General features: G+C 58.7%; 20 protein-coding genes. 9 read left to right on the top strand and 11 right to left on the bottom strand.

Going from position 1 to position 24794, the window contains the following annotated elements; all coding sequences use genetic code 11:
• Positions 1-572 precede the first annotated feature (572 nt).
• The 5 genes from FYB76_RS18050 to FYB76_RS18030 form a co-directional block, all read right to left on the bottom strand.
• Positions 573-1268 carry a hypothetical protein gene (locus FYB76_RS18050; RefSeq protein WP_195724666.1) on the bottom strand — a complete coding sequence of 232 codons (696 nt, stop codon included), beginning with the start codon at positions 1266-1268 and terminating at the stop codon, positions 573-575.
• Positions 1269-1535: 267 nt separating this feature from the next.
• A complete protein-coding gene (locus FYB76_RS18045) occupies positions 1536-2075 on the bottom strand; it encodes a hypothetical protein (RefSeq protein WP_154134519.1) in 540 nt (179 codons plus the stop codon).
• A 361-nt stretch (positions 2076-2436) separates the two neighbouring features.
• Positions 2437-3168 carry a hypothetical protein gene (locus FYB76_RS18040; protein ID WP_154134518.1) on the bottom strand — a complete coding sequence of 244 codons (732 nt, stop codon included), beginning with the start codon at positions 3166-3168 and terminating at the stop codon, positions 2437-2439.
• A gap of 243 nt (positions 3169-3411) precedes the next feature.
• Positions 3412-3846 carry a hypothetical protein gene (locus tag FYB76_RS18035; protein ID WP_154134517.1) on the bottom strand — a complete coding sequence of 145 codons (435 nt, stop codon included), beginning with the start codon at positions 3844-3846 and terminating at the stop codon, positions 3412-3414.
• 148 nt (positions 3847-3994) lie between these two features.
• Complete coding sequence (locus FYB76_RS18030) at positions 3995-4906, bottom strand: AraC family transcriptional regulator N-terminal domain-containing protein (protein WP_088755119.1); 912 nt, start codon at positions 4904-4906, stop codon at positions 3995-3997.
• Positions 4907-5032: 126 nt separating this feature from the next.
• Here FYB76_RS18030 and FYB76_RS18025 point away from each other — a divergent pair, with 126 nt between their 5' ends.
• From FYB76_RS18025 to FYB76_RS18015, 3 genes are read left to right on the top strand one after another with little or no spacing between them, the layout of a single operon-like run.
• Complete coding sequence (locus tag FYB76_RS18025; RefSeq protein WP_154134516.1) at positions 5033-5782, top strand: SDR family NAD(P)-dependent oxidoreductase; 750 nt, start codon at positions 5033-5035, stop codon at positions 5780-5782.
• 35 nt (positions 5783-5817) lie between these two features.
• Positions 5818-6246, top strand: a complete 429-nt coding sequence (locus tag FYB76_RS18020; protein ID WP_154134515.1) for a VOC family protein — start codon at positions 5818-5820, stop codon at positions 6244-6246.
• Complete coding sequence (locus tag FYB76_RS18015; protein WP_154134514.1) at positions 6239-6541, top strand: hypothetical protein; 303 nt, start codon at positions 6239-6241, stop codon at positions 6539-6541. Before FYB76_RS18020 ends, FYB76_RS18015 begins: the two co-directional genes overlap by 8 nt.
• Positions 6542-6691: 150 nt before the next feature.
• Here FYB76_RS18015 and FYB76_RS18010 read toward each other — a convergent pair whose 3' ends face one another.
• Positions 6692-8386: a ShlB/FhaC/HecB family hemolysin secretion/activation protein gene (locus FYB76_RS18010; RefSeq protein WP_154134513.1), complete on the bottom strand. Its 1695-nt coding sequence runs from the start codon at positions 8384-8386 to the stop codon at positions 6692-6694.
• Positions 8387-8393: 7 nt separating this feature from the next.
• Entirely contained in the window at positions 8394-13100 is a 4707-nt protein-coding gene (locus FYB76_RS18005; protein WP_154134512.1) for a YDG domain-containing protein, read from the bottom strand.
• Between the two features lie 1096 nt (positions 13101-14196).
• Here FYB76_RS18005 and FYB76_RS18000 point away from each other — a divergent pair.
• From FYB76_RS18000 to FYB76_RS17985, 4 genes are all read left to right on the top strand, one after another.
• On the top strand, positions 14197-14907 hold the full coding sequence (locus FYB76_RS18000) for an SDR family NAD(P)-dependent oxidoreductase (RefSeq protein ID WP_154134511.1): 711 nt from the start codon (positions 14197-14199) through the stop codon (positions 14905-14907).
• A gap of 127 nt (positions 14908-15034) precedes the next feature.
• Positions 15035-15439, top strand: a complete 405-nt coding sequence (locus FYB76_RS17995; RefSeq protein ID WP_154134510.1) for a nuclear transport factor 2 family protein — start codon at positions 15035-15037, stop codon at positions 15437-15439.
• A 5-nt stretch (positions 15440-15444) separates the two neighbouring features.
• Positions 15445-16164, top strand: coding sequence for a carboxymuconolactone decarboxylase family protein (locus tag FYB76_RS17990; protein WP_154134509.1), 720 nt, complete (start codon positions 15445-15447; stop codon positions 16162-16164).
• Between the two features lie 64 nt (positions 16165-16228).
• Positions 16229-16936 (top strand): SDR family NAD(P)-dependent oxidoreductase, encoded by a 708-nt coding sequence (locus FYB76_RS17985; RefSeq protein WP_154134508.1) that lies wholly within the window; start codon positions 16229-16231, stop codon positions 16934-16936.
• A 59-nt stretch (positions 16937-16995) separates the two neighbouring features.
• Here the strand turns inward: FYB76_RS17985 and FYB76_RS17980 are convergent, their stop codons facing one another.
• Together FYB76_RS17980 and FYB76_RS17975 are read right to left on the bottom strand one after the other, a co-directional pair.
• Entirely contained in the window at positions 16996-17931 is a 936-nt protein-coding gene (locus FYB76_RS17980) for a LysR family transcriptional regulator (protein ID WP_154134507.1), read from the bottom strand.
• 375 nt (positions 17932-18306) lie between these two features.
• On the bottom strand, positions 18307-18777 hold the full coding sequence (locus FYB76_RS17975; protein WP_088755129.1) for an Lrp/AsnC family transcriptional regulator: 471 nt from the start codon (positions 18775-18777) through the stop codon (positions 18307-18309).
• Between the two features lie 109 nt (positions 18778-18886).
• On the opposite strand from FYB76_RS17975, the gene FYB76_RS17970 reads away from it, so the two are divergent.
• The gene (locus FYB76_RS17970) at positions 18887-19798 is read left to right on the top strand and encodes a DMT family transporter (RefSeq protein WP_154134506.1); all 912 of its coding nucleotides are present in this window, start codon (positions 18887-18889) and stop codon (positions 19796-19798) included.
• Between the two features lie 29 nt (positions 19799-19827).
• Here the strand turns inward: FYB76_RS17970 and FYB76_RS17965 are convergent, their stop codons facing one another.
• Positions 19828-20112, bottom strand: coding sequence for a WGR domain-containing protein (locus FYB76_RS17965; protein ID WP_154134505.1), 285 nt, complete (start codon positions 20110-20112; stop codon positions 19828-19830).
• A gap of 133 nt (positions 20113-20245) precedes the next feature.
• Positions 20246-23989: a methionine synthase gene (metH, locus tag FYB76_RS17960; protein ID WP_154134504.1), complete on the bottom strand. Its 3744-nt coding sequence runs from the start codon at positions 23987-23989 to the stop codon at positions 20246-20248.
• A 200-nt stretch (positions 23990-24189) separates the two neighbouring features.
• Here metH and FYB76_RS17955 point away from each other — a divergent pair, with 200 nt between their 5' ends.
• Positions 24190-24789 (top strand): 5'-methylthioadenosine nucleosidase, encoded by a 600-nt coding sequence (locus FYB76_RS17955; RefSeq protein WP_154134503.1) that lies wholly within the window; start codon positions 24190-24192, stop codon positions 24787-24789.
• Positions 24790-24794 lie beyond the last annotated feature (5 nt).

The raw sequence follows: 24794 nt of genomic DNA, 5'->3' as shown, positions 1-24794 counted from the left end.
GAGGATGGGGGCATGGGGGTCTCCGGGTTCATTTTTTTTAATGTGGTCAACGGTGTGCGCTTGGGCTCGGGCAATTTCCAATTGGGCTGCGAAGAACACTACGCGCAAGAGCTGTCATTACGGTGTCACTGGCTGGCCGGATGCCCGCCCCCGGCCGACTGCTGTTGTCTGATGCCGTCAGCGATAGTGCAAGAGCGCGAGCCAGAGCATTGTTAGAACTATTCCCGACAAGCCCAGGTAGAGTGTGATCGAAACCATCCTGGCCGCAAGAATCAAAGAGCGCAGTTGTTTTTCCTTGAGCATCTTTCTTGATGTCTCTCCCCATATGACTTCTCGTGGCAGAGATGTCCCGATCCCACTTTGCGTGACCGAATACCATGAGCTTCCGACTGCAAAAGTACGCATCTTCAAGACACGCTGAAACAGTAGTTCTCGAACAAGCTGCCTGACAATAATCGAAAATCCGGTTAATGGAGCAAAGACTATGAAGATTAAAAAATCAGGCTTATCAATACTCATGGGTGTACGAAATTACTCCGATATTGGCCGATCGCCGTCATCAAATCACGCTTCTACTGATTTAGAAAGGCGCATCTTCCCGGTGCTGCCATCTTATTGAAATCATAGCCATCATCAGGAAAAGATTTTTTCCGAATACGCCATCTATTATTTTCAAGTGTTTTTACCGTGACTTTCACCAGGTTATTCGGCATATCCCAAATCTCGCTTTTCTCGCACGTCTTTTTCAAACTGCGCACATCGGAGATGAACTCAAAGCTTTCAAAGATACCGGCAGCGGCCTTGTTGTACGCCAAAAGCCGTTTTCTCTTTTTGTCTACGACGAACATCCCAAGATACTCTCCGCCTGTAAGCCGGGTCAGGGCTAAATTCAATGAGTGAACCTGCTTATTAGCGTCGTATGTAAAGACCTCATAAGAGGCATAACCGTAGCTGCTGCCGAGACCATTCTGAATTGCAACGTCGTCATGTCCATCGAAATTAAAATCTCCAATGACTATTTCTTCGTTGCCTATCGCAGCGAGCAATACCTCGTTTGAATTGGAATCGCTATTGACGCTGATGCTGAAGTCATCCGACTCAATTTCCGCAATTTTCTCGTGAGTTTCCAGATTAATTATGGAGACTCTGGCTCGTCCTCGGCATACGTCCCCATTACATTGATCAATCAGGATTCTCGCGGAGTATTTTCCAGAGATCTGCGGTACGACGACAACCGCAGCCTGGGTCAATGAAGATATGGAAAACATGGCCAAGATTATTAAGCTCTTCATTTTCTGATTGAACTTTCCATGACAAGACGGCGTATTTCAGGAGGTCTTGAAATTTTTAGCCGGCAGAAATAGTAAGGATGGCAGGAGGTAAAAACCGGCTATGCATCCAGCGAAGCATACGAAGGGACGAGAAGGGAACCGGGGAGAATTTTTCTGTTCCCTACCCTTCTGAAGCAGCTGACGAATAGCCGGAAACGTCAACGCTTGGCCTATAGCAGCCCCTTATGGAAGTCAGCAGAATATTCACCTCGCGTACTGGCCCAGCGTACGAGTAAAGCGCTCCAGTTCCTGTACTTCACACTCAAAGCGCCAGATTGCGCGCCAGCGATCTTCGCCGTCTTCCAATGCGCCTGCCAGCTCACAGTAGCGAGCACGGCTTTGGGCCTCAGAGACTACAACATCGTCTATCAACTCGGCCAATTCCGGACGCTCTTTCTTTAGTTTTTGAACCATCGCTGCCGAGTACTCTTTCGCTTGTTCCATTTGTGGTGCTATGCACTCCGCCTGTTCAAACGTATTTCCTGCGGAGCATTGGGTGAAGGCTGATGCGGCACAACTCCATGTCGTGAAGAAGGCAGCCCAGCCTATGTAAAAAATACATTTAATCATCAAATTCTCCAGAGCTGGAGTAGCAATCTTCGCATCATTCAAACGGTCGCTTCTGGCCGGAAGCAGCCGCTCCCTTTCAAGCTCGTTAGCGATACTCTCTACTGGATATCGATACCGAATTTCCATCAGGATCTTTCGCGTTAGCGAATTGATAGCCGTTTGTCTGGTGGGCACTGCCGAATTCCAGACCTCTTTGCGCAGAGTCGACCTTGAATTTTTCAACATCGGAAACGCTGAATACCAGTTTGACTACCGCCTGCCCAAATTTTAAAGATTTGGCCGCCTGATGAATCAGAAGACTGATGCCGACCTTATCAACAAAAGCTATTTCCCCCTCCAGCCTTCAATTCTTCGTGAAAGTCAGCTTCCGCGCGGTAGAAGACATCTTGGCCTAAAGAACATATGAAAATAGCCGGATGTGGAAGCCGGCTATGTATCCCAAAAATCATGTAAAAGGCTGATGGGCGTGAGGCGGAATTTATACGCCATCTATCGTTCAGAATTACCTGCAGAGAAGGCTTCTTTACCGACAACCTCAATTGGCAAATTCGATAGCCGGGAGAATCAGCTCACCGCCAAGAGAATTGACGGAGCTCTTGACTGCGGCATGCAGGGTTTCCCCCCAGGCCACGAGCGCCTCGGGTACTTCGTGGATGTCAGCAGCCTCAGGCCTCCCTGCAGGCATTCCGAGGAATTTTTTGGTAGTCATGAGATTGACGCTCAGATACGTTCCGGCCTGCGAACCATATTGAGTCCGAAGTGAATACCCGCTGGTGAATAGCTGGATATTCTGCTGCTGCAGAGCCTGAACTACTTCCGCATCTTCCTTGTAGAACTTGAAAGGCGCAAAGGCACTGTTGACGACCAGACAGTCACGGGTATCCGGCTGCTTGTTGCTGCCGAAATCGTTCGTGAAATATTTGGGTCTTGGTTCCGGGCATTGCTGGCTGATCCAGCGAATCCGACTGCCGCGTCCGGCGTCAGTACTGGTTACGCTGAGTAACGCATTCACATTTCCAGCACCGTCAACCAGCTTGAATACCTTGGTGCGGAGAGGCATCTTTGAATGCTTATCAAAAATGAGATTTCCGTCGAATTCCGTCAACACGGACCAACTACCCGCTGGCAATTGCAGGTTGGTACGACCGATAGTCTCAGCCATGCATGGATTGAAACCCAGACCCACCAAGGCCAACAAAACAGCTGCTTTTTTCAATTTGACATCCCCCGTAGAAAAATAATTTTTGGCTGCAAGCAAGGCTTTCACGAAGGACCAACCGTGCAGTTGACCCTCGCCATTGAGAGCAACAGCATCTTATCTTACGGCAGGACTTCCGTCGGGCTCAGTGAACGCGGCACGCCAAAAATCCCCGGAACAACATGTGCCGGCAGATAGGTGGACGTCCTGCCAAATATCCCTTATCTACCCTTTAGAACAAGCTGAAAAATAACTCAAAAGATCCGTTTCTGGCCGATTGCGGACGATGTTGTTTTTTTTAGTAAATGAAGATCATCGGATACCCAAAGACTGGGCACAAATGGAATGCCAGACTACGGCGTCTAGCGGCATCACCCTTGACCAGTCGATCTTTCCTGCCAGAGCAGGATGTGGCGCAAAACCGAAAAATTGAAGGGGAGATCGTTCTAGCCCTTTTTGCTTAAGCAATGCCACCCCTTCGCTTAAGAGATGATATTCCTGCCATTTCCCCGAATTCATCAGCTCGGAAAATTGCTGGATAGTATCCGCTATCTGGCTGACTCCACCCTCCAAAACATCCAGCTTGAAGACTGCTCCTGATCTATTCTGATAGAAAAGGTCTCCGAAAACCGATGCGCCAATAGGCGCAACCTCCTCTTTGATCAAGCCTGGCCATTCCGAAAAGAGAGCCTCGAAATCTAACAAAGATGCATCGACAAATAAGTCGTTCCAAGAAAGATTTTTCATTTTTATACTTGAGTGCGTTGCGTTGTCGGTCTACGTATCGTCCGTTATTGGCCGGAAGCGGACATCCGAAATCCATCCGAACTATCATGCCGGCTTCTTTACTGGCGCCACCGCCGTTTAGCGCGATTCGCCCCCTAAGCAAAAATCCTTACACCACCATACCGGTGGATTCAGCCCGCTTCTTGATGGACGCGACGATTCGCAACGCGTCCTTGGCCGGCGGCATTCCAAACGCCCGCCCATACTCCCGACTGAACTGTGTGGGACTGTCATAGCCCACCTCATATGCCACTGTTGTGACGTTCTTTCCGGCTATGACCAGTAGCTTGCGAGCCTGCAGCAAGCGCAATTGCTTTTGATACTGCAAAGGGCTCAATGACGTAATCGATTTGAAGTGGCGGTGGAAGGCCGACGCACTCATCGCGGCTTCCTCTGCCAACGCTTCCACAGCCAAAGGCTGAGCGAACTCTCGGCGGATACGCTGGATGACCTTATTGACTCTGGCGAGTGTCGTGTCCGGTGTTGCGATATCGCGCAACATCCATCCCATGGGGCCTTGCAATACCCGATACAAAATCTCGCGTTCGTAGGCTGCCGCAAGAACCGGAATATCTGCTGGCTGATCCATGAGTCGAAGCATGCGCACCCAAGCATCCAGTAGCTCTGGCGTCACTGGCGCAACTGAAAAACCTCGCTCTGTGGGGGCCGGTGCAGCCGGATCAGGCAGCACAGAAAACAGGTCTGCCAGAACTGCGGCATCCAATGTCAGGGCAACTGCGAGATAAGGTGATCCGTCCGCTGCGGGCCTCACTGCTCCGGCGGCAGGTAGGTCTACCGACATGACGAAATAGGTAGCGGGGTCATAGTCCAGCGCCTGGTCACCCACCGTCAGGGTCTTTCCGCCCTGCAAGATGAGGTTGACCATGGGGTCATACACAGCGGCCAATTCGTGCTCAGGAATACTGCCTTGAACCATGAAAACACGGGGAATACCTGTCTCAGTGGGACGGTTTTCTGCACGGCTAGCCAATAGCCTCAATTCATTGAGCTGTTCTCGCATGGCAGGATTGTATCCACTAAGCCGACCGGCAGGAATAGGCAAGAATGAAGCAGAAACCGTTGCGGCTGAAAACGACCGCGTCTCTATAGTTCAGTCATCCCAACCATTGAACTTGAGGAGCTGAAAATGAATAGCAAGGTCATCGTCATCACCGGCGGCAGCCGCGGCATCGGTGCCAAAACCGCCATGGAAGCGGCTCGCCGGGGCTTTGGTGTCATCCTGACCTACAACACCGCCCCTGATGCTGCGCACGCCGTAGTACGCGCCATCGAGGAAAATGAGGGCAAGGCGGTTGCGCTGAGACTGGACGTTTCCAACACTTCTTCTTTTGCGGCCTTCCGCTCCGAAGTCGAAAAGGCGCTGAAGGAAACTTGGGGTAGCAGTCATCTGAGCGGGTTGGTAAACAACGCTGGATACGGCCTGTTCCGGCCTATCGCTGCAGTGACGGAGGAGCAGTTCGATGGCCTCTTCAATGTACATCTCAAAGGCCCATTCTTCTTGACGCAATCGTTGCTGCCACTGCTGTGCAACGGCGCTAGCATCGTCAACCTTACCAGCGCCACTACTCGTGTGGCCACCGCTGGCGTCGCGCCCTATGCCTCCTTCAAGGGTGGCTTGCAGGTGCTGACACGTTACATGGCCAAGGAGTTCGGTGAGCAAGGCATTCGCGTCAACTCGGTGTCACCTGGCCCCATCCGCACCGAACTGGGTGGCGGCCTCAATGACGAATTCGAGGCGCTGCTGTCTTCCCAGACCGCTCTGGGCCGTGTTGGCGAGCCGGAAGAGGTAGCACGCGTGATCAGCTCCTTGCTCACCGAAGACAGCGGCTGGATCAACGCACAAGACATCGAAGTATCCGGCGGCTATGTAGTCTAACGAGCCGTAGATGCGCATGTGACTCAGGAGAACCCATGTTGGATCACGTATTTTTATCGGTGGCAGACATCGATCGCTCAATTCGTTTCTACACCCAAGCACTCGCTCCGCTGGGGATTGTTGACCGACTGGATTATGACGGTCGGAACGGACCTCCTGGCCATCCCGATCTCAAAGGTTTTGGTGCCCATGGGAGAGTTTTCTTTTGGCTGCGATCAGGGCACGCGGACGCGCGCTCGGCACACGTCGGTTTTGTAGCGGATAGCCGAGCGGCCGTCGTCGAAGCTTATGCGGCTGCGATGGGTGCTGGAGCAACAGATAACGGTTGCCCAGGCGCACGACTTCACTACGATCCCCGTTATTACGCCGCCAATGTACTGGATCCTGATGGCTATAGCCTGGAGTTTGTCTACAAGCCTTGGCAGCATCCTCAATACGCTATCAAACGAGAAGACCATGAGTGAAGCGATGGAAATAACGACCTTCCAGTTAGCGAAGGGCCTGACAATCAAGGATTTCGTCGCTGCAAATACAGACGTTGATGCATGGCTAAGAAAGCCACCCGGCTTTATTCTGCGTCGCATCTGCGAAGGCAGCGATGGCTGGGTCATTGATATGTTGCTGTGGAAGTCTGCGCGCGAAGGGCAGCGAGCGGCCTCGAGAATAATGAGCGAGCTGCCCGACTCGCCTGTACATGCGACCATTGACCAAGCCACCGTGGACTGGAGCATACAATCGTGTCGGCATGGTCTCGGCTGATCTATTCCTCTCAAATCCAGAAAGAAGGAGGTAATGCCGATATTGGATCACATCGAGTTCGCGGTTAGCGACTCAAGCGCCACTCTCGAGTTCTACAAAGCAGCGTTGCCCGATGATGACTGACTGCGAGTCAATCAGCATATAGAGAAGTCAGAACCCCTTGCCAACAACCAACCACCCCCGGCTAGAGGACGATGCTGCCAGCAACGACGAGCTCGACGACCCGACCTTGGTCGCCAGGAAGACGCTGGCTTCCCACAGCGAATCGCTGCTCCAGCGCAGGCCCACGCCGATGCCAGACAAGCTGACGCTGTTGTCGCCGGTGGTCCAGGGACGGCGATTGATCCTCACGCGCGCACTGTCGATGAAGGCCAGGGCTTGCAGGTTGCCGTCAGCCACGCGCCCCATGTCACGCCGCAGTTCGACGCTGGCGAGATAACCGGTATCGCCGGAGATGGCACCCACATCATAGGCACGCACGCTGTAGGGACCGCCGATGCTCATCTTTTCGGCCGAATCGAGGTTGGTATCGGCCCATTGCGCGGCCACATTGACGAAGAGGGAATGGTTCCTGTCCAGCGTCTGCAGCCGGGAGAAGTTGACGTTCCATTTGGAGAACCCCCCGCGTGTCTGCGCACTGGCTGCATCCGATGACGCTGCTGCAGCGTCGTCGAAGCCCACACGTCCGGCGGTCCAGCCCACACCCCACGCGCTCACGGCGCTACCGAGGAAACTGTCACGCAGATTGCCCGACAGGCTCAACAGCCAGTTGTCGAGATGGCGATCGGTACGCAGACCGGTAGCCCCTATGCGGTCTTCCAGTGTCTTGGCATCGTACTGGATCTGGGCATACACGTTGTAGTCCTTGCCACGCACCACGGGATGCTTGAGCCACAGGCTGGTCACCATGGCGTTGCCGTGGGCATCCAGCGCATCGACGTTGCCGCCCAGCTTGTAATGCACCTGCGAGTAAGCAGCACCGGCGCGCGTGCCCGCACCGTTGAGCAGCGTGTCGTAACTGAGGCGCCCGTAGGCCATGTGCTCGCCCGTACTGACCAGGTTGGCCGACAGGACATCACCGTGACGAAGCGGGTTGAACAAACTGGCCGTACCGCTGACGCGGGCCCTGCCGATGTAGCGATTGCCATAATTGTCGATCGAGATGCTGCCCGCACCGACCTCCTTGTGCGTGGCATCGACATCGAGATCGGAAGTGCCGACCGCTTCGCCCGGCTTGAGTACCGCATTCACCCCCACCCCGGGCACATCGGACAGCAGCAGCAGGGCACGGTCCAGCTCCGTCTCGGAAACCGGCTGCCCCTTCTGCAGCGGTGACAGGATGGATTCCAGCAACCCGGTATTGACCCGGCTGCCATTGGAGAAATTGACGGATCCATAGCGGGCCTCGACCACCTGGATCACGACCACCCCCTCGGCAATGGTCTGCGCAGGAATAATGGCCCGCGCCAAAGGGTAGCCACGCTGCTGGTAATACGTACTGATGCGTGCGGCCAAGGCACCTAGCTCGACCAGCGTCAGCGTCTTTCCTTGCTGGTCTGCGACCAGGGCATGCAGTGTCGCGGTATCGAAGGCCGTGTTGCCGACGATACGAATTTCCTTCACCAGGAAAGGCGCGGAGGCAGGCAGCGCGGCGCTGTCCTTCGATTCGATCCGCAGGTCCGGTTGATTGGGCAAGGGTGCTGTGCCCGGTGACGGCTGCAATTCCTGCAGCAGCGACCCGGCGTCGGCAGGTGCCCCCGGACCGGCAGCCCAGGCAGGAGAGACCAACAGGAGCGCCGCCGAGACGGGCATGGCGATCAGGGATGAGGCGGATACGTATTTCATGAAAATCTTATTCTGCTGTTCTGGAAATGTCGTCCGGCAGTTGTGTACCGCCATTGCGGATTTGCAGCAACGGACCGATTGCGCCCAGGTCCGTGCGACCAAGATCGATGTTGGCGGCCCGGCTCACCTCGTCGTTTCTCGCATCGTCACGCGCTTCTGAGCTCACCGTCAGCGTCGACGAAAGCGTCAGCGACTGCGGCCGGGAAGCCGACTGCGGGGGCAGGACCGACGATTGCACCTGCGTGACCGTGTCGCGCACCTGCGGCGGCAGATTCACGGATGACGAGGATGCCACCGGAGATGCCGCCGCTACCGCAAGGATGTTGGCCAGCGTCGAGGTCTGATCGGTGATCATGTAGTTGCCGGCATCGGCACCACCATACCTGCTGAAGAGGTTGACCAGCTTGCCGTTGCCCACAGCGGGATCCGTGAAGGCCCCGCTGGCGGTCACCGTCACGTCGTCGCCACTCACTTTCCCGCTCAGCAGCGCATTGGCTGCGTTGATGCTGGCGCTGGTGGTTCCATCAAAGGTCTTGTTGCCGGCCGTGATGCCGCTGACCACCAGCGGCGCTGGCGTGATGTTTGCCGTCTGGCTCGCAGGCTGCACCACATCATAGTTGCCACTATCGGCTCCACCCAGCGCATAGGTCACCGTCACCGCCTTGTTGCTGCCGACATTCTTGTCATTGAAGCGCCCTGATGCGACCAGGGTGACGGCATCTGCACCCAGGGCAGTCACGCTGGCCGCTCCGGATACCGTGGCCACCGTAGTGCCGTCATAGACCTTGCTGTTGACGGTCACGCTGCCGGTCGGCGTCAGGTTCGCCTTGTTGATCGTGGCGGTCAGGCCGGTGGGCTGCACGATGTTGTAATTGCCGGCGTCGCTGCCGGTGAGCGTGAAACCGGTCACGTTCACGGTCTTGCCGGTGCCGGCGTTCTTGTCAGCAAACGTGCCCACGCCGGTGCCTGCAAGCGAGACCACGTCGCTGCCAAGCGCAGCGACACTGGCCGTACCGGTCAGGGTCGCAGTGGTCGTGGCGTCATAAGTCTTGTCGCTGGCACCTACACCGCTCACACCGAGATTGGCCTTGTTGATCGTGGCGGTCAGGCCGGTGGGCTGGATGAGGTTGTAATTGCCGGCATCGCTGCCCGTGAGCGTGTATCCCGATACGATGACGGCCTTGTTGATGCCGGCATTCTTGTCCGCGAAGCTTCCTGCGCCGGTACCGCTGACCGAGACCACGTCGCTGCCCAGGGCAGCGACGCTGGCCGTGCCGCTCAAGCTCGCGTTCGTGGAGGCGTCATAGGTCTTGCTGTTGGCGCTGATGCCATTGACGTTGAGATCGGCCTTGCTGATCGTGGCAGTCAGGCCGGTGGGCTGGATGAGGTTGTAGTTGCCGGCGTCGGCACCGCTGAGGGTGTAGCCGGTGACCGTGACGGCCTTGTTGCTGCCTGCGTTCTTGTCGCCGAACGCGCCCACCCCGCCTGTCACCGAGACCACATCGCTGCCCAGCGCCGCTACGCTGGCTGTACCGCTCAGCGTGGCGGTGGTGGTGGCATCGTAGGTCTTGTTGCTGGCGCTTACGCCGCCCACGACCAGGTCGGCCTTGCTGATCGTGGCCACCAGGCCGGTCGGCTGGACGATGTTGTAATTGGATGCATCGGTGCCGGTGAGGGAGTAGCCGCTCACCGCGACCGCCTTGCCGCTGCCGGCATTCTTGTTGGCGAACGTTCCCACGCCGGTGCCTGTCACCGAGACCACATCGCTGCCCAGTGCCGTGACGCTGGCCGTGCCGGCGAGGGTGGCTGCTGTGGTGGCATCGTAGGTCTTGTTGTTGGCGGTGACGCCGGAGACGTTCAGGCTGGCCTTGCTGATCGTGGCCGTCAGACCGGTCGGCTGGACGATGTTGTAGTTGCCGGCATCGCTGCCGGTCAGGCTATAACCGCTCACCGTGACGGCCTTGTTGCTGCCCGCGTTCTTGTTGATGAACGTACCCACCCCGGTGCCCGTGACCGAGACCACATCGCTACCCAGCGCCGTGACGCTGGCTGTCCCGCTCAGCGTGGCCGAGGTTGTGGTGTCGTAGGTCTTGTCGCTTGCGCTGATGCCGCCCACGGTCAGGTTGGCCTTGTTGATCGTGGCCGTCAGCCCGGTCGGATCAATGAGGTTGTAGTTGTTGGCGTCCGTACCGGTGAGCACATACGTCGCCCCCACGCCCTTGTTGCTACCGGCGTTCTTGTCGCTGAAATTGGCGCTGCTCAAGGACAACGAAATCGCATCGCTGCCGAAAGCGGCCACGGTCCCGCCAGACACCGTCGCCGTCGTGGTGCCGTCATAGGTCTTGCTGTTGGCAGTTGCGCCCGTGACCGTGACGTTGGCCTTGTTGATGTTGGCCGTCAGGCCGGTCGGCTGGATCAGGTTGTAGTTGTTGGAATCCGAGCCCGTCAGGACATACGTGGCCGTCACCGCCTTGTTGGTGCCGGCGTTCTTGTCGCTGAAGTTGGCGCTGCTCAACGAGACCGACACCGAATCACTGCCGAACGCCGCTACCGAGGCCGTGCCCGAGATCGTCGCGGTGGTCGTGCCGTTGTAGGTCTTGTCGTTGGCCGTCAGGCCGCCATTGACGGTCAGGTTGGCTTTGTTGATCGTCCCCGTCTTGCCGTCGAGTCCATTGAGGAAGTACTTGCCCGAGTCCGGACCGCTCAGGGTGACACCACTGATGGTCACCGCCTTGTTTGTCCCGGCGAACCGGTCGTTGAACGTGGCGATGGCGCCGGACGTATTGATCGTCACCCATGGCGGGGTCACCATGGGGTTGATGGCACCGCTCAGGGTGGCCGTGGTGGTCCCATCATAGGTCTTGCTCACAATGCCCGCAGTGAGGTTGATCGCCATGTAGGCGTTGAATTGGCCCGATCCAATCATGGTGACAAAGAGACTGAAGTCAGTAGGATGGAAATAATCATCCGGGTTGTAGTAGATCTTGGTATAACCGTTATTGCCCTGCACGCCCAGCGCATTGGCATCGAACTTGACGCTGCCTGTGCCGGTTCCGGTGTTATCGGCACGCAGGACAATGTTGCCATTGCCGACGCTAGCATCGATTAAGGTGCCGTAACCCAAATTGATATTGCGATAGGCGCTGAGGGTCAGCGTGGTACCGCTTGTCCAATTCATACCGCCGATCAATACACCGTCGACCAGGTTGATATCGCCATTGCCCGAGATTCCTGCGCCGCAGCCTGATACGTTGGTGCAACTGACGGTGGGGCCGGTCTTGATCGTCACATCACTGTATTGCAATGCCGCCGTGATCTGCGCCCCGGAAATATCTCCGAACGAATTGGGATCCTGGTCGTAGTAGATACTCATGTCCTGGGGATCCAGCAACCAGCTGCCGACCTTCCCCTTCGGCGCGAGCGTATTGACGACGGCCGGCTTGCCGATCGTCAGATGCTCCCCGGACGTCTCGACCTGCCCGCCGTTTCCGCCCTCCTTGCCGCCGCGCGCAGTGATGCTGCCGTTGAAGATGGTGCTGCCATCCGACCAGATCGCCACATTGCCGCCGTTGCCATGCGAGATGGCATCGGCATTGATGGTGGCCCCGACGGCTACGGTCGTGGCCTGCGCGTTCTGCTCCGGCCCGGCTCCCAGGAAATTGCCACCTACCAGTGCGGTGCCTCCTCCTGTGTCGCCGGAGATGTCGATACTGCTACCGGCTGCCAGCGTGACGTCGTGGCCAAGTACCTTGACGGTTCCGCCGGTCTGGCCGGCGTTCTTTCCGGAAGCATCGAGCCTGCCGCTGTTGCTGACGGATCCGCGGTTGCCACCGTCCAGGATGATGGTGCCGTTGACGTTCTGGACGCTGCGCGCTTCGATGATGCCGGTGTTGTTGACCACGCTGGCCAGTACCGCATCCTTGGCACCGGCGGACATCACAACGCTACCGCCGTCGACGCGAATCAGGCCGCCATTTTCCGCGAGACTGTCCAGGGTGTTCTGGTTGACCTGCAGTTTCACCAGGCTGGTATCGGCGAAGGTGAGCGTGACGTCGTTGCCCGCTCCCAGCATCACCGCGCCGGAAGGTGCAGTGATGTTTCCCTGGTTGCTGACCGTGTTGCCAATGAAGGCAACATAGCCACCGGAGGCGACGTTGATGTCGCCCTGGTTGACGATGCTTCCTGTGCCGTTGCCGCTGAATCGGCGGCTGGCACTGGCGAGGCTGGCATCACTCATGTCCAGCGTCGAGGCCACCAGTCCGCCGACATTGACCTGTGCACCTGCGCCAAACAGGATGCCGTTGGGATTGATGAGATAGACCTGGCCATTGGCATTGAGCTGGCCGAAGAATTGCGTCGGGTTGGTGTCATGGATACGGTTGACCGCCACTGCACTGGCCGAGGGCTGGACGAAATTGACCGTCTCGCCACGGGCGGTGTTGAACGATTGCCAGCTCGCGGACATGCTCTGGCTGGACTGCGTGACCGTGGTGGTCGTCCCGGACTGCGCGATGCTGCCCGAGCCTGCGGTCACCTGTCCGCCCACAGGCCCGGCCTGCGCCAGCAGCGGTGACATCAACAATGCCGCCGCCAATCGCTGTCGGTTCCGGCTTTTCCCCTGGCTGCGGGAGACCTCCGATACGGCGACCCAGGCCTGGTGTACGGTACTCCAGACGAGCCGATAGATGCGGTTCAACGAGGCGTGGCCTGTCATGATTTTTTCCCCTGTAGACGGATCGCCCCCGCTTGCAGAATCCCTCACGACAGCGGGTACGAATGCATGCTTTATTTAATTAGAAACCGTTTGCAACTAACTTTTTCAGTTGGTGTTTGGTCGAGCGATTTTCTGAAAAAACTTGGATGCAGTGAAATGCGATGAACAATTTTTTAAGTTTTATGTTTAATGAATTGATTGCAAATCGCTATGGCTTTCGATTTGCGGTCCGACGCTCCAGCCCATATCACGTCATGCCAGGTCGCTTCGTATCATTGAGTGAGGCGCGCTCAGACAGTAGCTTGCAGCTGCTCAGGAAAATTTGAAATGATAGTGTTCGCCTCTCCATACGCCTCGGCAGGCTATGGCAAGAAGTTGTGCAACCGACAGCCATTGGGGAGTCGACTGAATTCGGCTTTCCTCAGCTGCTCCAGATATTGGGTTTATTTCGTTCGGGCGGCTGTGGAAAGATTTCGGCGCGCTGGCACGCCTTATAGCACCAGGCGCTCAACGCTCAAGAGCCTGTCGGAGCATTAACTTGAAAGCACGTTGACCTTGGCGGCGAGGCCAGCCTGAAACTGCAAAATCAGGTCGGTATTTTTGACTTTATGATTCCTGTGGTCAATAGTCCAATTGGACTGATGCCTGCGGATGGCTTGTTGCACGTGGAAAGCTCGTCCAAAGAGCCATAGAGCTGACGGCAAGGCAGGCCGGTAGTATCCCGCCCGCTTCGTACCACCGGGTACGGCTGCTTGTCCTCAAGCAGGTCTTCAATGAGACTGTGCCACTGGATATCGCTACCCAGTCCAGATCGGACCAACCGCTGGTCAACAACCCCCATTGTGATTGTCCCGAAATTATTTTTGGAAGCCCAATTGCAGCCGTCCCATCGGAACGGTGTCATCGGCACATGTTTACTGCGAGCAGAGGCGGCTCCCGCCGCCCTGCACTCCATAGTCTTGCAAGAGCCGCCGGCTCAAATGCTGTTTTCGCAAAAATGAATTGCCGCGCAGGCGGATTGTTGTCGGGAAGGTGCGCTCCTATCATTTTCCCTGTCGAGTTCGAATCGATCCCAACATTCCCCAAGAGGTCAATCATGAGTACAGCAAAAAAAGTCGCCATCGTCACCGGCGCATCGCAAGGCATCGGCGCTGAGATCGTCAAGGCGTATCGCAAGCTCGGTTATCGCGTGCTGGCCACTTCGCGTTCGATCAAGCCGTCCGATGATGCCGACGTCGTCACCGTGGCCGGTGACATCGGCGACCGCACCACCGCACAGCGCGTGGTCGCCGAAGCCCTCGCCCGCTTCGGCCGTGTCGATACGCTGGTCAACAACGCCGGCATCTACATCGGCAAGCCCTTTACCGAACATACCGTGGAGGACTACAACGCCATCATGAACGTGAACATGGCCGGCTTCTTCCACATCACCCAGCTGGCCCTGGCCGAAATCGAAAAGCAGCAAGGCGGCCACGTCGTTACCGTCACCGGCAGCATCGACAATGGCATGAGCGGCGGTGTCTACACCGGATTGGCCGGGCTGACCAAGGGTGGGCTCAACGCGGCCACCCGCGCACTGGCCATCGAGTATGCGGAAAAGCGCATCCGCTTCAACGCCGTCGCACCCGGCGTCATCAGGACGCCGATGCATGCAGAAGAAAATCTCCAGTTCTTCGGCAAATACCATCCGCTGGGCCGCATCGGAGAAGCCAGCGAAGTGGCCAATGCCATCACCTTCCTGGAAACCGCCGAATTCATTACAGGCGAAATCATCCGCGTGGACGGCGGCCAGCACGCCGGCCGTTAAGCGCCCATCCGCTTCAAGGGGCCGCGTCACCAGCGTGGCCCGATATCACGCCATTGCGCTGCCAAAGCATTTTCCATGGTGCTCATGGTGGCCGACATGCCGCCATTTTTCAGAAGGAATCAAGCAAATGAACACCGCACACGTCACCGACTATTTCAAGGCCTTGGCCAACAAGGATGCGCAGGGAATCGTTGCGCACCTGTCCGACGACATCGTCCTGCAGGGACCGATCTTCCCCGAACCCACGCTGGGCAAGGAGGCCGTGGTACAGATCCTGAGTGGCTTCCTGGCGACCATCGACTCGCTCGACGTCAACCTGAGCTTCGCCTCGGAGCACGATGTCGCCGTGTTTTTCAGCTTCACGTGCAAGGGAATCACCGTCAAGGGGAACGAGCATCTCCACCTCGATGAGAACGGCCTGATCGATCATATCGAGGTGGCATGGCGTCCCCTGCCTGATGCTGTCCTGATCCAGGAAATCTTCGCCGCCAAGCTGGGCTTCCAGGCGATGCGCCTCGTCCCGGCAGCCTGACCATCATGGATCACGCAAGCTTGCTGTCGAACGCAGCTGCGCTGCCCGGCGCACAGGATGTCTCGCCTTCGTTTGAACGATATACAACTGAGGTCGTGCTGGGCGATCTGTGGAAACGGCCGCATCTCTCGGTACGTGACCGCAGCGTCATCACCCTCTCGGTCCTGATCGCGCGCAACCAGAGTGCAGACATGCCGTTCTACCTCAACGTTGCGCTCGATCACGGTGTGACCCCTGGTGAAATCTCGGCCATGGTGGCGCATCTGGCCTTCTATTCCGGCTGGGCCAATGCGATGGCGGCAGTCGATGTGGTGCGCGCGGTCTTCCATCGGCGCGGCATGGATGCCACGCCGTTTGCGTCCATCAATGCCGGGCCGCATCCGGTCGATGAACAGCTCGAACAGCGGCGCCATGCTGCGGCCATGCACAGGTTCGGACAGGTCGCGCCCGGCCTGGTGCAGCTCACCAGCGATGTCCTGTTTCAGGATGTATGGCGCAGTCCGGAGCTGTCGCTACGCGACCGCTGCCTCATCACCATCTGCTCGGTCATTGCCACCGCCCAGACAGCGCAGCTGGCCTTCTATGTCAATCGAGCGCTGGATCACTGCGTGAGCCGGGCGGAGCTGTCGGAGCTGCTGACGCACATTGCATTCTATTCAGGCTGGTCGAGTGCCTATACAGCGCTGGCAGTCGTAAAGGATGTGTTTGAAAGCCGACCTGACTGACGGCACTCACAAGACATCGCTCCACTGGCCAATCGCATTCCATTCATTCCAGGAAGGACAGAACATGAACACACCGCAAAAGGTCGCCATCGTGACCGGCGCATCCCAGGGCATTGGCGCTGAAATCGTCAAGACCTATCGCAAGCTCGGCTATCGTGTGCTGGCCACCTCGCGCTCGATCAAGCCGTCCGATGACGCCGACGTCATGACGGTGGCCGGCGACATCGGCGAGCGCTCCACCGCACAGCGCGTGGTCGAGCAAGCCCTTGCAAGCTTCGGCCGTGTCGATACGCTGGTCAACAACGCCGGCATCTACATCGGCAAGCCCTTTACCGAAAATACCGTGGAGGACTACAACGCCATCATGAACGTCAACATGGCCGGTTTCTTCCACATCACCCAGCTGGCGCTGGCCGAGATCGAAAAGCAGGACGGTGGCCATGTCGTCACCGTCACCGGCAGCATCGACAACGGCATCAAGGGCGCTTACTCAGGATTGGCTGCACTCACCAAGGGCGGACTCAACGCGGCCACCCGGGCACTGGCCATCGAATATGCAGAAAAGCGCATTCGCTTCAATGCGGTTGCACCGGGAGCCGCCAGCACGCCGATGCAAGCGGGGAAAGATCACGCCATGCTTGGGCGCTTCCATCCGCTGGGCCGCATCGGTGAGGCGAGCGAAGTGGCCGACGCCATTATGTTTCTGGAGGCGGCAGGTTTCATCACCGGCGAGGTCGTGCACGTGGACGGTGGCCGGCACGCAGGCCGCTGACGCCTTGGTAGGCAGGGCAGTGCAGCGATCGTGGAATCTGCGATAGTTGCAAAGCCGAACTAAGCACCGGGAAACATGCGGTCCCAATAGGGCGGCGATCCGATTGCATTGACGAGGAAGGCGGAGACCTCGCGTACCTTTTGCGAGCGCAGCCGATTTTCCGGCGAGAGAATCTGGATGTAGTGCGGGTCGGCATAAGCCGATATCTCCCAGTCCTGCAGCAGCGCCACCAGCCGTCCTTCGGTGAAACTGGCCGGCAAATAAAGCCATGTCGGCATCAGCACGATGCCGCGTCCGGCCAGTGCAGCATTGATGAGCACTTCGGAATTGTTGCTGCGTAACGGGCCGCCCACGACCAGGGGTTCGAATGCTTCGTTGGAAGCGCGCCTGAAGTGCCATCGCTGCGGTTCCCGCAGGCCTTTGTACAGCAAGCAATTGTGCTGCAGGAGATCCTCCGGCGTTTGCGGGATGCCGCGCTCATGGAGATACTGCGGACTTGCGGCCAGCACGTAGTGCAGGGAACAAACGGTCTTGCCGATCAAGCCGGAGTCGACCAGGCCGCCCACGCGGATGGTCACGTCGGCGCCCTCCAGCACCGGATCGATGAAGGTATTGGTCAGCGTCAGTTCGACCAGCAGATCCGGATACTTGTCTTGCAGCTGGTTGACCAGGTGAGAGATATGCAACCTGCCCAGCGAATCGGGCGCGTTGATCTTGAGCAGCCCGCGGATGCCCTTGTTCGTATCCTCGAACTGGTCCGATGCTGCATCCAGGAGTTCTACCGCCGGCCGTACGTTGGCATAGTAACGCTGCCCCTGTTCGGTAAGACGCACGGCGCGTGTGCTGCGGTAGAAAAGCTGTTGGCCGAGTTCCGTCTCCAGCGAGGAAATGGCACGCGATACAGACGAGGCCGGCACTTCAAAATGACGTGCCGTCGCCAGGAAGCTGCCGGTGGTGGCGACCATCATGAAATAGCGTAAGGTCTGGACGTGCATGCTTGCCCTTGTGATTGTTTCGCGAATCTTGACTTCTGCAGGTGATGGGGACGACTGGCGAACGCGTCTATTCCCGATGTTCTGGAGAACCGCGGTTTGAGCATCCTGCAGCGATCGTCGCACGTTGCGCAAGCCCCGCCCAAGACACGATACCGAATTCGCCTTGGTCCGTGAAGCATCATCTCGCCCAATCGTTGCACTCGGGCCTTTCTCGCGGGCTCTTCCATGTTCGCGTTGTTGTAGGCCATACCTCTGCAAGCGCCGGCGATATACCTGGTGGGCATCCCCGGCATGCAATCATGAACGACTCGGTTTCCGATGCTGCATGTCCGGGCATGCCAGTATCAGATCGCCATGATCGATGTGCAAAGACGCTCAGTGATGGCCAGGCAATGGCAGCGCCGTCGTCAGTTTGGTTTCTTCCAGCGAAATGCTGGTCTCGGTTTCGCCAACGCTGTCGATGATGATCAGCCTGTCCCGGATGAACTTGCGGCAAGCGTCGACACTTTCAACGCGCAGCATCAGCAGGTAGTCGTAATTTCCCGTGACCAGATGGCAGGTCATGATCTCCGACATGTTCCTGATCGCCGCCTCGAAGGCATCCACCGCCTTCTTGCTTTGGGTGCGCAATCGCACGTGAATGAATGCGGTCAGCCCGAGACCGATTTTAGGACCATCGACCAGTGCCACGTATCGCTTGATGATCCCGTCCTCTTCCATCTGCTTGACCCGGCGCGCGCAGGGCGTCGGCGAGAGACCGACGCGCTCGGACAATTCCTGGATGGTCAGGTGCGCATTCTCTTGCAACGCCCGCAGGATCTGTATGTTGAATTTATCCAGAGTCATGTGCCCCCCAAAAAGCTAATCTAAAAATTTGGGTTTTTTCACTACATCCGACAGCTCGCAGCAATGATTTTAGCTAAATCCGCTCCTTCGGTGAGCGTATTCTGCACGCATGACTACCTTACTTCTTTTCCTCAATGCCCTGCTCGTCGGGCTCGGCTCTTCCATGGTCCTGTCACAGAATGCGGAAGTCCTCCCCATCGTCGGGGTAGGTCATCGCATGTTGGGTGCGGGTGTGATTTTGCTGTTGATCGCCTGGGGAAGCGGGAAACGCCTGCATCTTGCGCGCCGCCACGTGGCCTGGGTGGCAATGCAAGGCATCGCCATGTTCGGCCTGGCCTACGTAGCCTTTTACAACGCAGTTCTGCACATCCCCAGCGGACTGGTGGCCTTGGTACTGTCGATTTCGCCGATGATCACGGCACTTCTCTCACGCATTTTGACGGGAGACATACCGACGACCACCGACAAGGTCGGCATGGGTTTAGGGGTATTGGGCATCTTCATTGTCTTCGGCGGCGGGATGGGACAGCTGATCGTCGACCCGACCTTCCGGCACGAACTGATGCTCGGTCTGGCTTGGGCCCTGATGGCGGCATTCTCGACGGCAGCGGGAACGGCCATCGGTGCGCGCAATCGGGTCAATGGAATCTGGGGTATCGCCACCGTTGGCTGGGGGCTCTTGTTCAGCGGCGCGTCCTGCCTGGCGGTCGCTTCGATGGAAGGTGCGGCGATCGTGTCGGCGTACTCGGCGTCTTATTTGGGAGGACTGGCGTACCTGGTCCTGGCCGGCTCGGTGGCCGCTTTCCTGCTCTACTTCGAACTGATCAAACGCACAGGCCCTGCCAGGGCATCATTTTCCTTCGTTCTTGTCCCGGTGGTGGCGATCTTCATGTCGGTCATCAGGGAGGGCGTGGCCGTGACGCTGCCATTGATCGCAGGGACCAGCATTGCGTTGCTAGGCAATATCGTCGTGTTGGCACAGTCATCCAAAGGGATGCAAGGAATTGCGCCATCGAAGTGATCGCAGATGAGAGCGGAAGGCGGGCAGCCTCAGCCCACGTGATGAAGATGCACCGGCCGGAACCCCAATCGCTCCTTGTGCCGCGCAATCTTCTGCAGCATCCGCAAGCCCTCCTCATGCCCGGCCACCACCACCCGGCGCACGGCGCTGCGGCCTTCGATGCCGTCCCAGGCCTGAGTGAGCACCCAGTCGCCCAGGAGATCCTGCACCAGGTCCACCGTGAAAATGGCGCGCGTCTTGCCGTCGGTGAAGTGCAGGCGCGTGGCCACGGTCACGGGCAGTGCATGGGTGACGTGGTCAGCGGAATCGATCATGGCAAAAACAGGGCTACGGAACGGCGGGCGTGGATGATAGCAGGACGGCGAGGGAATACAAGAACCAACGGCAATAGTCCGGAAAGGAAACTAACCGCCCGGCACCGGGCCGGGCGGCGATTCCGTCAACTATTTACAGGTTCGGCGCCAGCCAGCGTTCCACCTCTTCCTTGGGCACATGGCGGCGCTCTGCCATATCCACGACCTGGTCTTCGCCGATCTTGCCGACCACGAAGTACTTCGACTGCGGATGCGCGAAGTAGAAGCCCGACACCGAGGCGCCGGGGAACATGGCGTACGACTCGGTCAACTGCATGCCGATCTCGTCGCACTGCATGACACGGAAAGCGTCCGCCTTGACGGTGTGCTCCGGGCAGGCCGGATAGCCGGGGGCGGGACGGATGCCGAGATATTTTTCCTTGATGAGATCGGTGCTGCTCAGGTTCTCGTCGGCCGCATAGCCCCACAGGTCCTTGCGCACGCGCTCATGCAGGTATTCGGCGAAGGCTTCGGCCAGGCGGTCCGCCAGGGCCTTGAGCATGATCGAGGAGTAATCGTCGTGCGCATCCTCGAAGCGCTTTTCGTATTTCTCGATACCCAGGCCGGCGGTCACGGCAAACATGCCGATGTAATCCTGCACGCCCGATGCCTTGGGTGCGATGAAGTCCGACAGGCACTGGTTGGGACGCGCCACGCCATCGACCACCGGCTTCTCGGTCTGCTGGCGCAGGCCGTAATAGGTGAAGGCGACCTGGCTGCGGCTGTCGTCGGTGTAGATCTCGATGTCATCATCATTGACGGTATTGGCCGGCAGCAGCGAGATGACGCCGTTGGCGGTGAGCCAGCGGCCATCGATGATCTTCTTCAACATCGCCTGGGCTTCCTGGTAGACCTTGGTCGCCGCTTCGCCCACGACTTCATCGGTGAGGATGGCAGGGTAAGGACCGGCCAGGTCCCAGGTCTGGAAGAACGGACCCCAGTCGATATAGTTGGCCAGCAAACCCAGGTCCACATTCTTGAACAGGCGACGGCCGATGAACTTGGGCTTGACCGGGGCGAATTCCAGCTTGGTCTTGTTGGCGCGGGCTGCCGCCAGCGGCAGCATGGGCGCGGCCTTCTTGCTGGCGTGCTGTTCGCGGATGCGTTCGTAGTCGGCGTTCAGTTCAGCCACGTACTGCGTCTTCTGCTCGTCGGCCAGCAGCGATTGCGCCACCGACACGGCGCGCGAGGCGTCCGGCACGTAGACCACCGGGCCTTCGTAGTTGGGGGCGATCTTGACGGCCGTGTGGGCGCGCGAGGTGGTCGCGCCACCGATCATCAGCGGCATCTTGAGACCCGCGAAATACGGATCGCGCTGCATTTCCTTGGCGACATACGCCATCTCTTCCAGCGAGGGCGTGATCAGGCCGGACAGGCCGATGATGTCTGCCTTCTCTTCCTTGGCCTTGGCCAGGATCTCGGCGCAGGGCACCATCACGCCCATGTTGACGACCTCGAAGTTGTTGCACTGGAGGACCACGGTGACAATGTTCTTGCCGATGTCGTGGACATCGCCCTTGACGGTGGCGATGACGATCTTGCCCTTGGGCTTGGCGACTTCACCGGTGGCGATTTCGAGCTGGCGCTTCTCTTCTTCGATGAAGGGGATCAGGTGCGCCACGGCCTGCTTCATCACGCGCGCCGACTTGACCACCTGCGGCAGGAACATCTTGCCCTGGCCGAACAGGTCGCCGACCACGTTCATGCCATCCATCAGCGGACCTTCGATCACGTGGATGGGACGGCCGCCATCGGCGGCGACCTGCTGGCGCACCTCTTCGGTGTCTTCCACGATCCACTGCGTGATGCCGTGTACCAGCGCATGCGAGAGGCGCTTGGCCACCGGCAGGTTGCGCCATTCGAGGGTGGCTTCTTCCTTCTTGTCGCCGGCCTTGAGCGTGGCGGCGTATTCGATCATGCGCTCGGTGGCGTCTTCGCGGCGGTTCAGGACCACGTCTTCCACGCGCTCGCGCAGCTCGGCCGGCAAGTCGTCATAGACCCCGATCATGCCGGCATTGACGATGCCCATGGTCATGCCGGCCTTGATGGCGTGATACAGGAAGACGGTATGGATCGCTTCGCGCGCCGGGTCGTTGCCGCGGAAGCTGAAGGACACGTTGGAGACACCGCCGCTGATCTTGGCGTAGGGCAGGTTCTGGTGGATCCAGCGGGTGGCTTCGATGAAGTCGACCGCGTAGTTGTTGTGTTCCTCGATGCCTGTTGCGACGGCAAAGATGTTGGGGTCGAAGATGATGTCCTCGGGCGGGAAGTCCAGCTTGTCCACCAGCAGGCGATAGGCGCGTTCGCAGATCTCGATCTTGCGGGCGAAGGTATCGGCCTGGCCCACTTCGTCGAAGGCCATGACGATGACGGCCGCACCATAGCGGCGGCACAGCTTGGCTTCGCGCAGGAATTTCTCCTCGCCTTCCTTCATCGAGATGGAGTTGACGATGGACTTGCCCTGCACGCACTTCAGGCCCGCTTCGATGACTTCCCACTTGGAGGAGTCGATCATGATGGGCACGCGTGCGATGTCGGGCTCGGAGGCGATCAGGTTGAGGAAGCGCGTCATGGCGGCGACCGAGTCGAGCATCGCCTCATCCATGTTGATGTCGATGATCTGCGCGCCGTTCTCGACCTGCTGGCGGGCCACTGCCAGGGCTTCGTCGTATTGCTCGTTGAGGATCAGGCGGGCGAAGGCCTTGGAGCCGGTGACGTTGGTGCGCTCGCCGACGTTCACGTAGAGCGACTGGTCATTGATGGTGAAGGGCTCCAGGCCCGACAGGCGCATCTCGTGCGTGGGCTCGGGCAGCTTGCGCGGGGCGATCGTGGCCACCGTCTCGGCAATGGCCTTGATGTGCGGCGGCGTAGTGCCGCAGCAGCCGCCGGCGACGTTGACGAAACCGCTCTCGGCGAATTCCTTCAACAGGGCCGATGTGACATCCGGGGTTTCATCGAAGCCGGTGTCGCTCATCGGATTGGGCAGGCCGGCGTTGGGGTAGATGCAGACGTAGGTGTCGGCGATCTTGGAGAGCTCTTCCGCATAGGGGCGCATCAGGGCCGCACCGAGGGCGCAGTTCAGGCCCACGGTCAGCGGGCGCGCATGGCGGATGGAGTTCCAGAAGGCGGTCACGGTCTGGCCCGAGAGAATGCGGCCGGATGCATCGGTGACGGTGCCCGAGATCATGATGGGCAGGCGCTTGCCGCTCTCTTCGAAGAAAGTATCAATGGCGAACAAAGCCGCCTTGCAGTTGAGCGTGTCGAAGATGGTCTCGACCAGCAGCACGTCGGCACCGCCTTCGACCAGCGCACGGGTCTGCTCCAGGTAGGCCGCCACCAGCTGATCGAAGGTGACGTTGCGCGCGGCCGGGTCGTTGACGTCCGGCGAGATGGAAGCGGTCTTGGGCGTGGGGCCGAGGGCACCGGCCACGAAGCGCGGCTTGTCCGGGGTCGAGTACTTGTCGCAGGCCGCACGGGCCAGGCGCGCCGATTCCACGTTCATCTCGTAGACGAGGTGCGCCATGTGGTAATCGTCCTGAGCCACGCTGGTGGCGCCGAAGGTATTGGTCTCGATCAGGTCGGCACCGGCAGCCAGGTATTGCTCGTGGATTTCTTGGATGATGTGCGGCTGGGTCAGCGAGAGCAGTTCATTGTTGCCCTTGACGAAGAGATCCTTGCCGGGAACGCTGAAGTCGGCGAAGCGCTGGCCGCGATAATCCTCTTCGGTCAGCTTGTAGCGCTGGATCATGGTGCCCATCGCACCATCGAGGATGAGGATGCGCTGCGACATCAGGTCGCGCAGCAGCAATTCGGTCTGGCACAGTTCGTTTGGCTTCATCTGGCGTTTTTCTCTGGTAACGGCAACAATGCGAGGCCTGATCCCGCACGCAAAGACGTTGCGGATAAAAAAACCGGCCAGAAAAGGACCGGTTCCACAGGCAAAAAGTGAACCCGATTATACGCCAAAGCACCCTCCCCCCGCCTCCCGGCAGGCTTTGCGGGCGGGGCTTAGTTGCAAATTGTTAACTACTTATCCCCATGCCAGATCACCCGCCCATCCTCATCCTGACCGCCCTGGAAAGTGAACTCGATGCCGCCGCCGCCCCGGCGGGGGTGAAGGTGGTCTATTGCGGCGTGGGCAAGGTCAACGCCGCCCTGCATGCGACCCAGGCCATCCTGACCCATCGCCCGCGTGCACTCATCAATTTCGGCACGGCCGGCAAGATCGATCCGGGGCACGACGGGCTGCTGGAAGTGGCAGCCGTCATCCAGCGCGACATGGCAGCCATGCCGCTGGCACCGCGCGGGGTGACGCCGCTGATGAACCAGGAGCAACAGCCGGCACGCCTGGAGTCCGGCTATCCCGGCGTGCTGTGCGGCACCGGCGACAGCTTCGTGACGGCGGCCGATGACTGGCTGCTGGAACAGAAGGTCGATCTGGTGGATATGGAATTGTTTGCCATCGCCCGCGTGTGCCGGCACTTTGGCTTGCCGTGGCGGGCCTTCAAGTTCATCACCGATGGGGCCGATGACGATGCGGCCGATGACTGGCAGGCGCGCGTGCATCTGGGCGAGGAACTGTTCTGGCGGCATCTGCCGCTGGTGCTCAGGCAGTTCGAGGGAGAACGGACACGTTGAGTTGC

This window comes from Herbaspirillum sp. CAH-3, assembly GCF_009668275.1.
GTDB classification, from domain to species: domain Bacteria; phylum Pseudomonadota; class Gammaproteobacteria; order Burkholderiales; family Burkholderiaceae_D; genus Herbaspirillum; species Herbaspirillum aquaticum.
The sequence above is the reverse complement of the archived record's forward strand: the minus strand, read 5'-3'. Positions and strand labels throughout refer to the sequence as shown.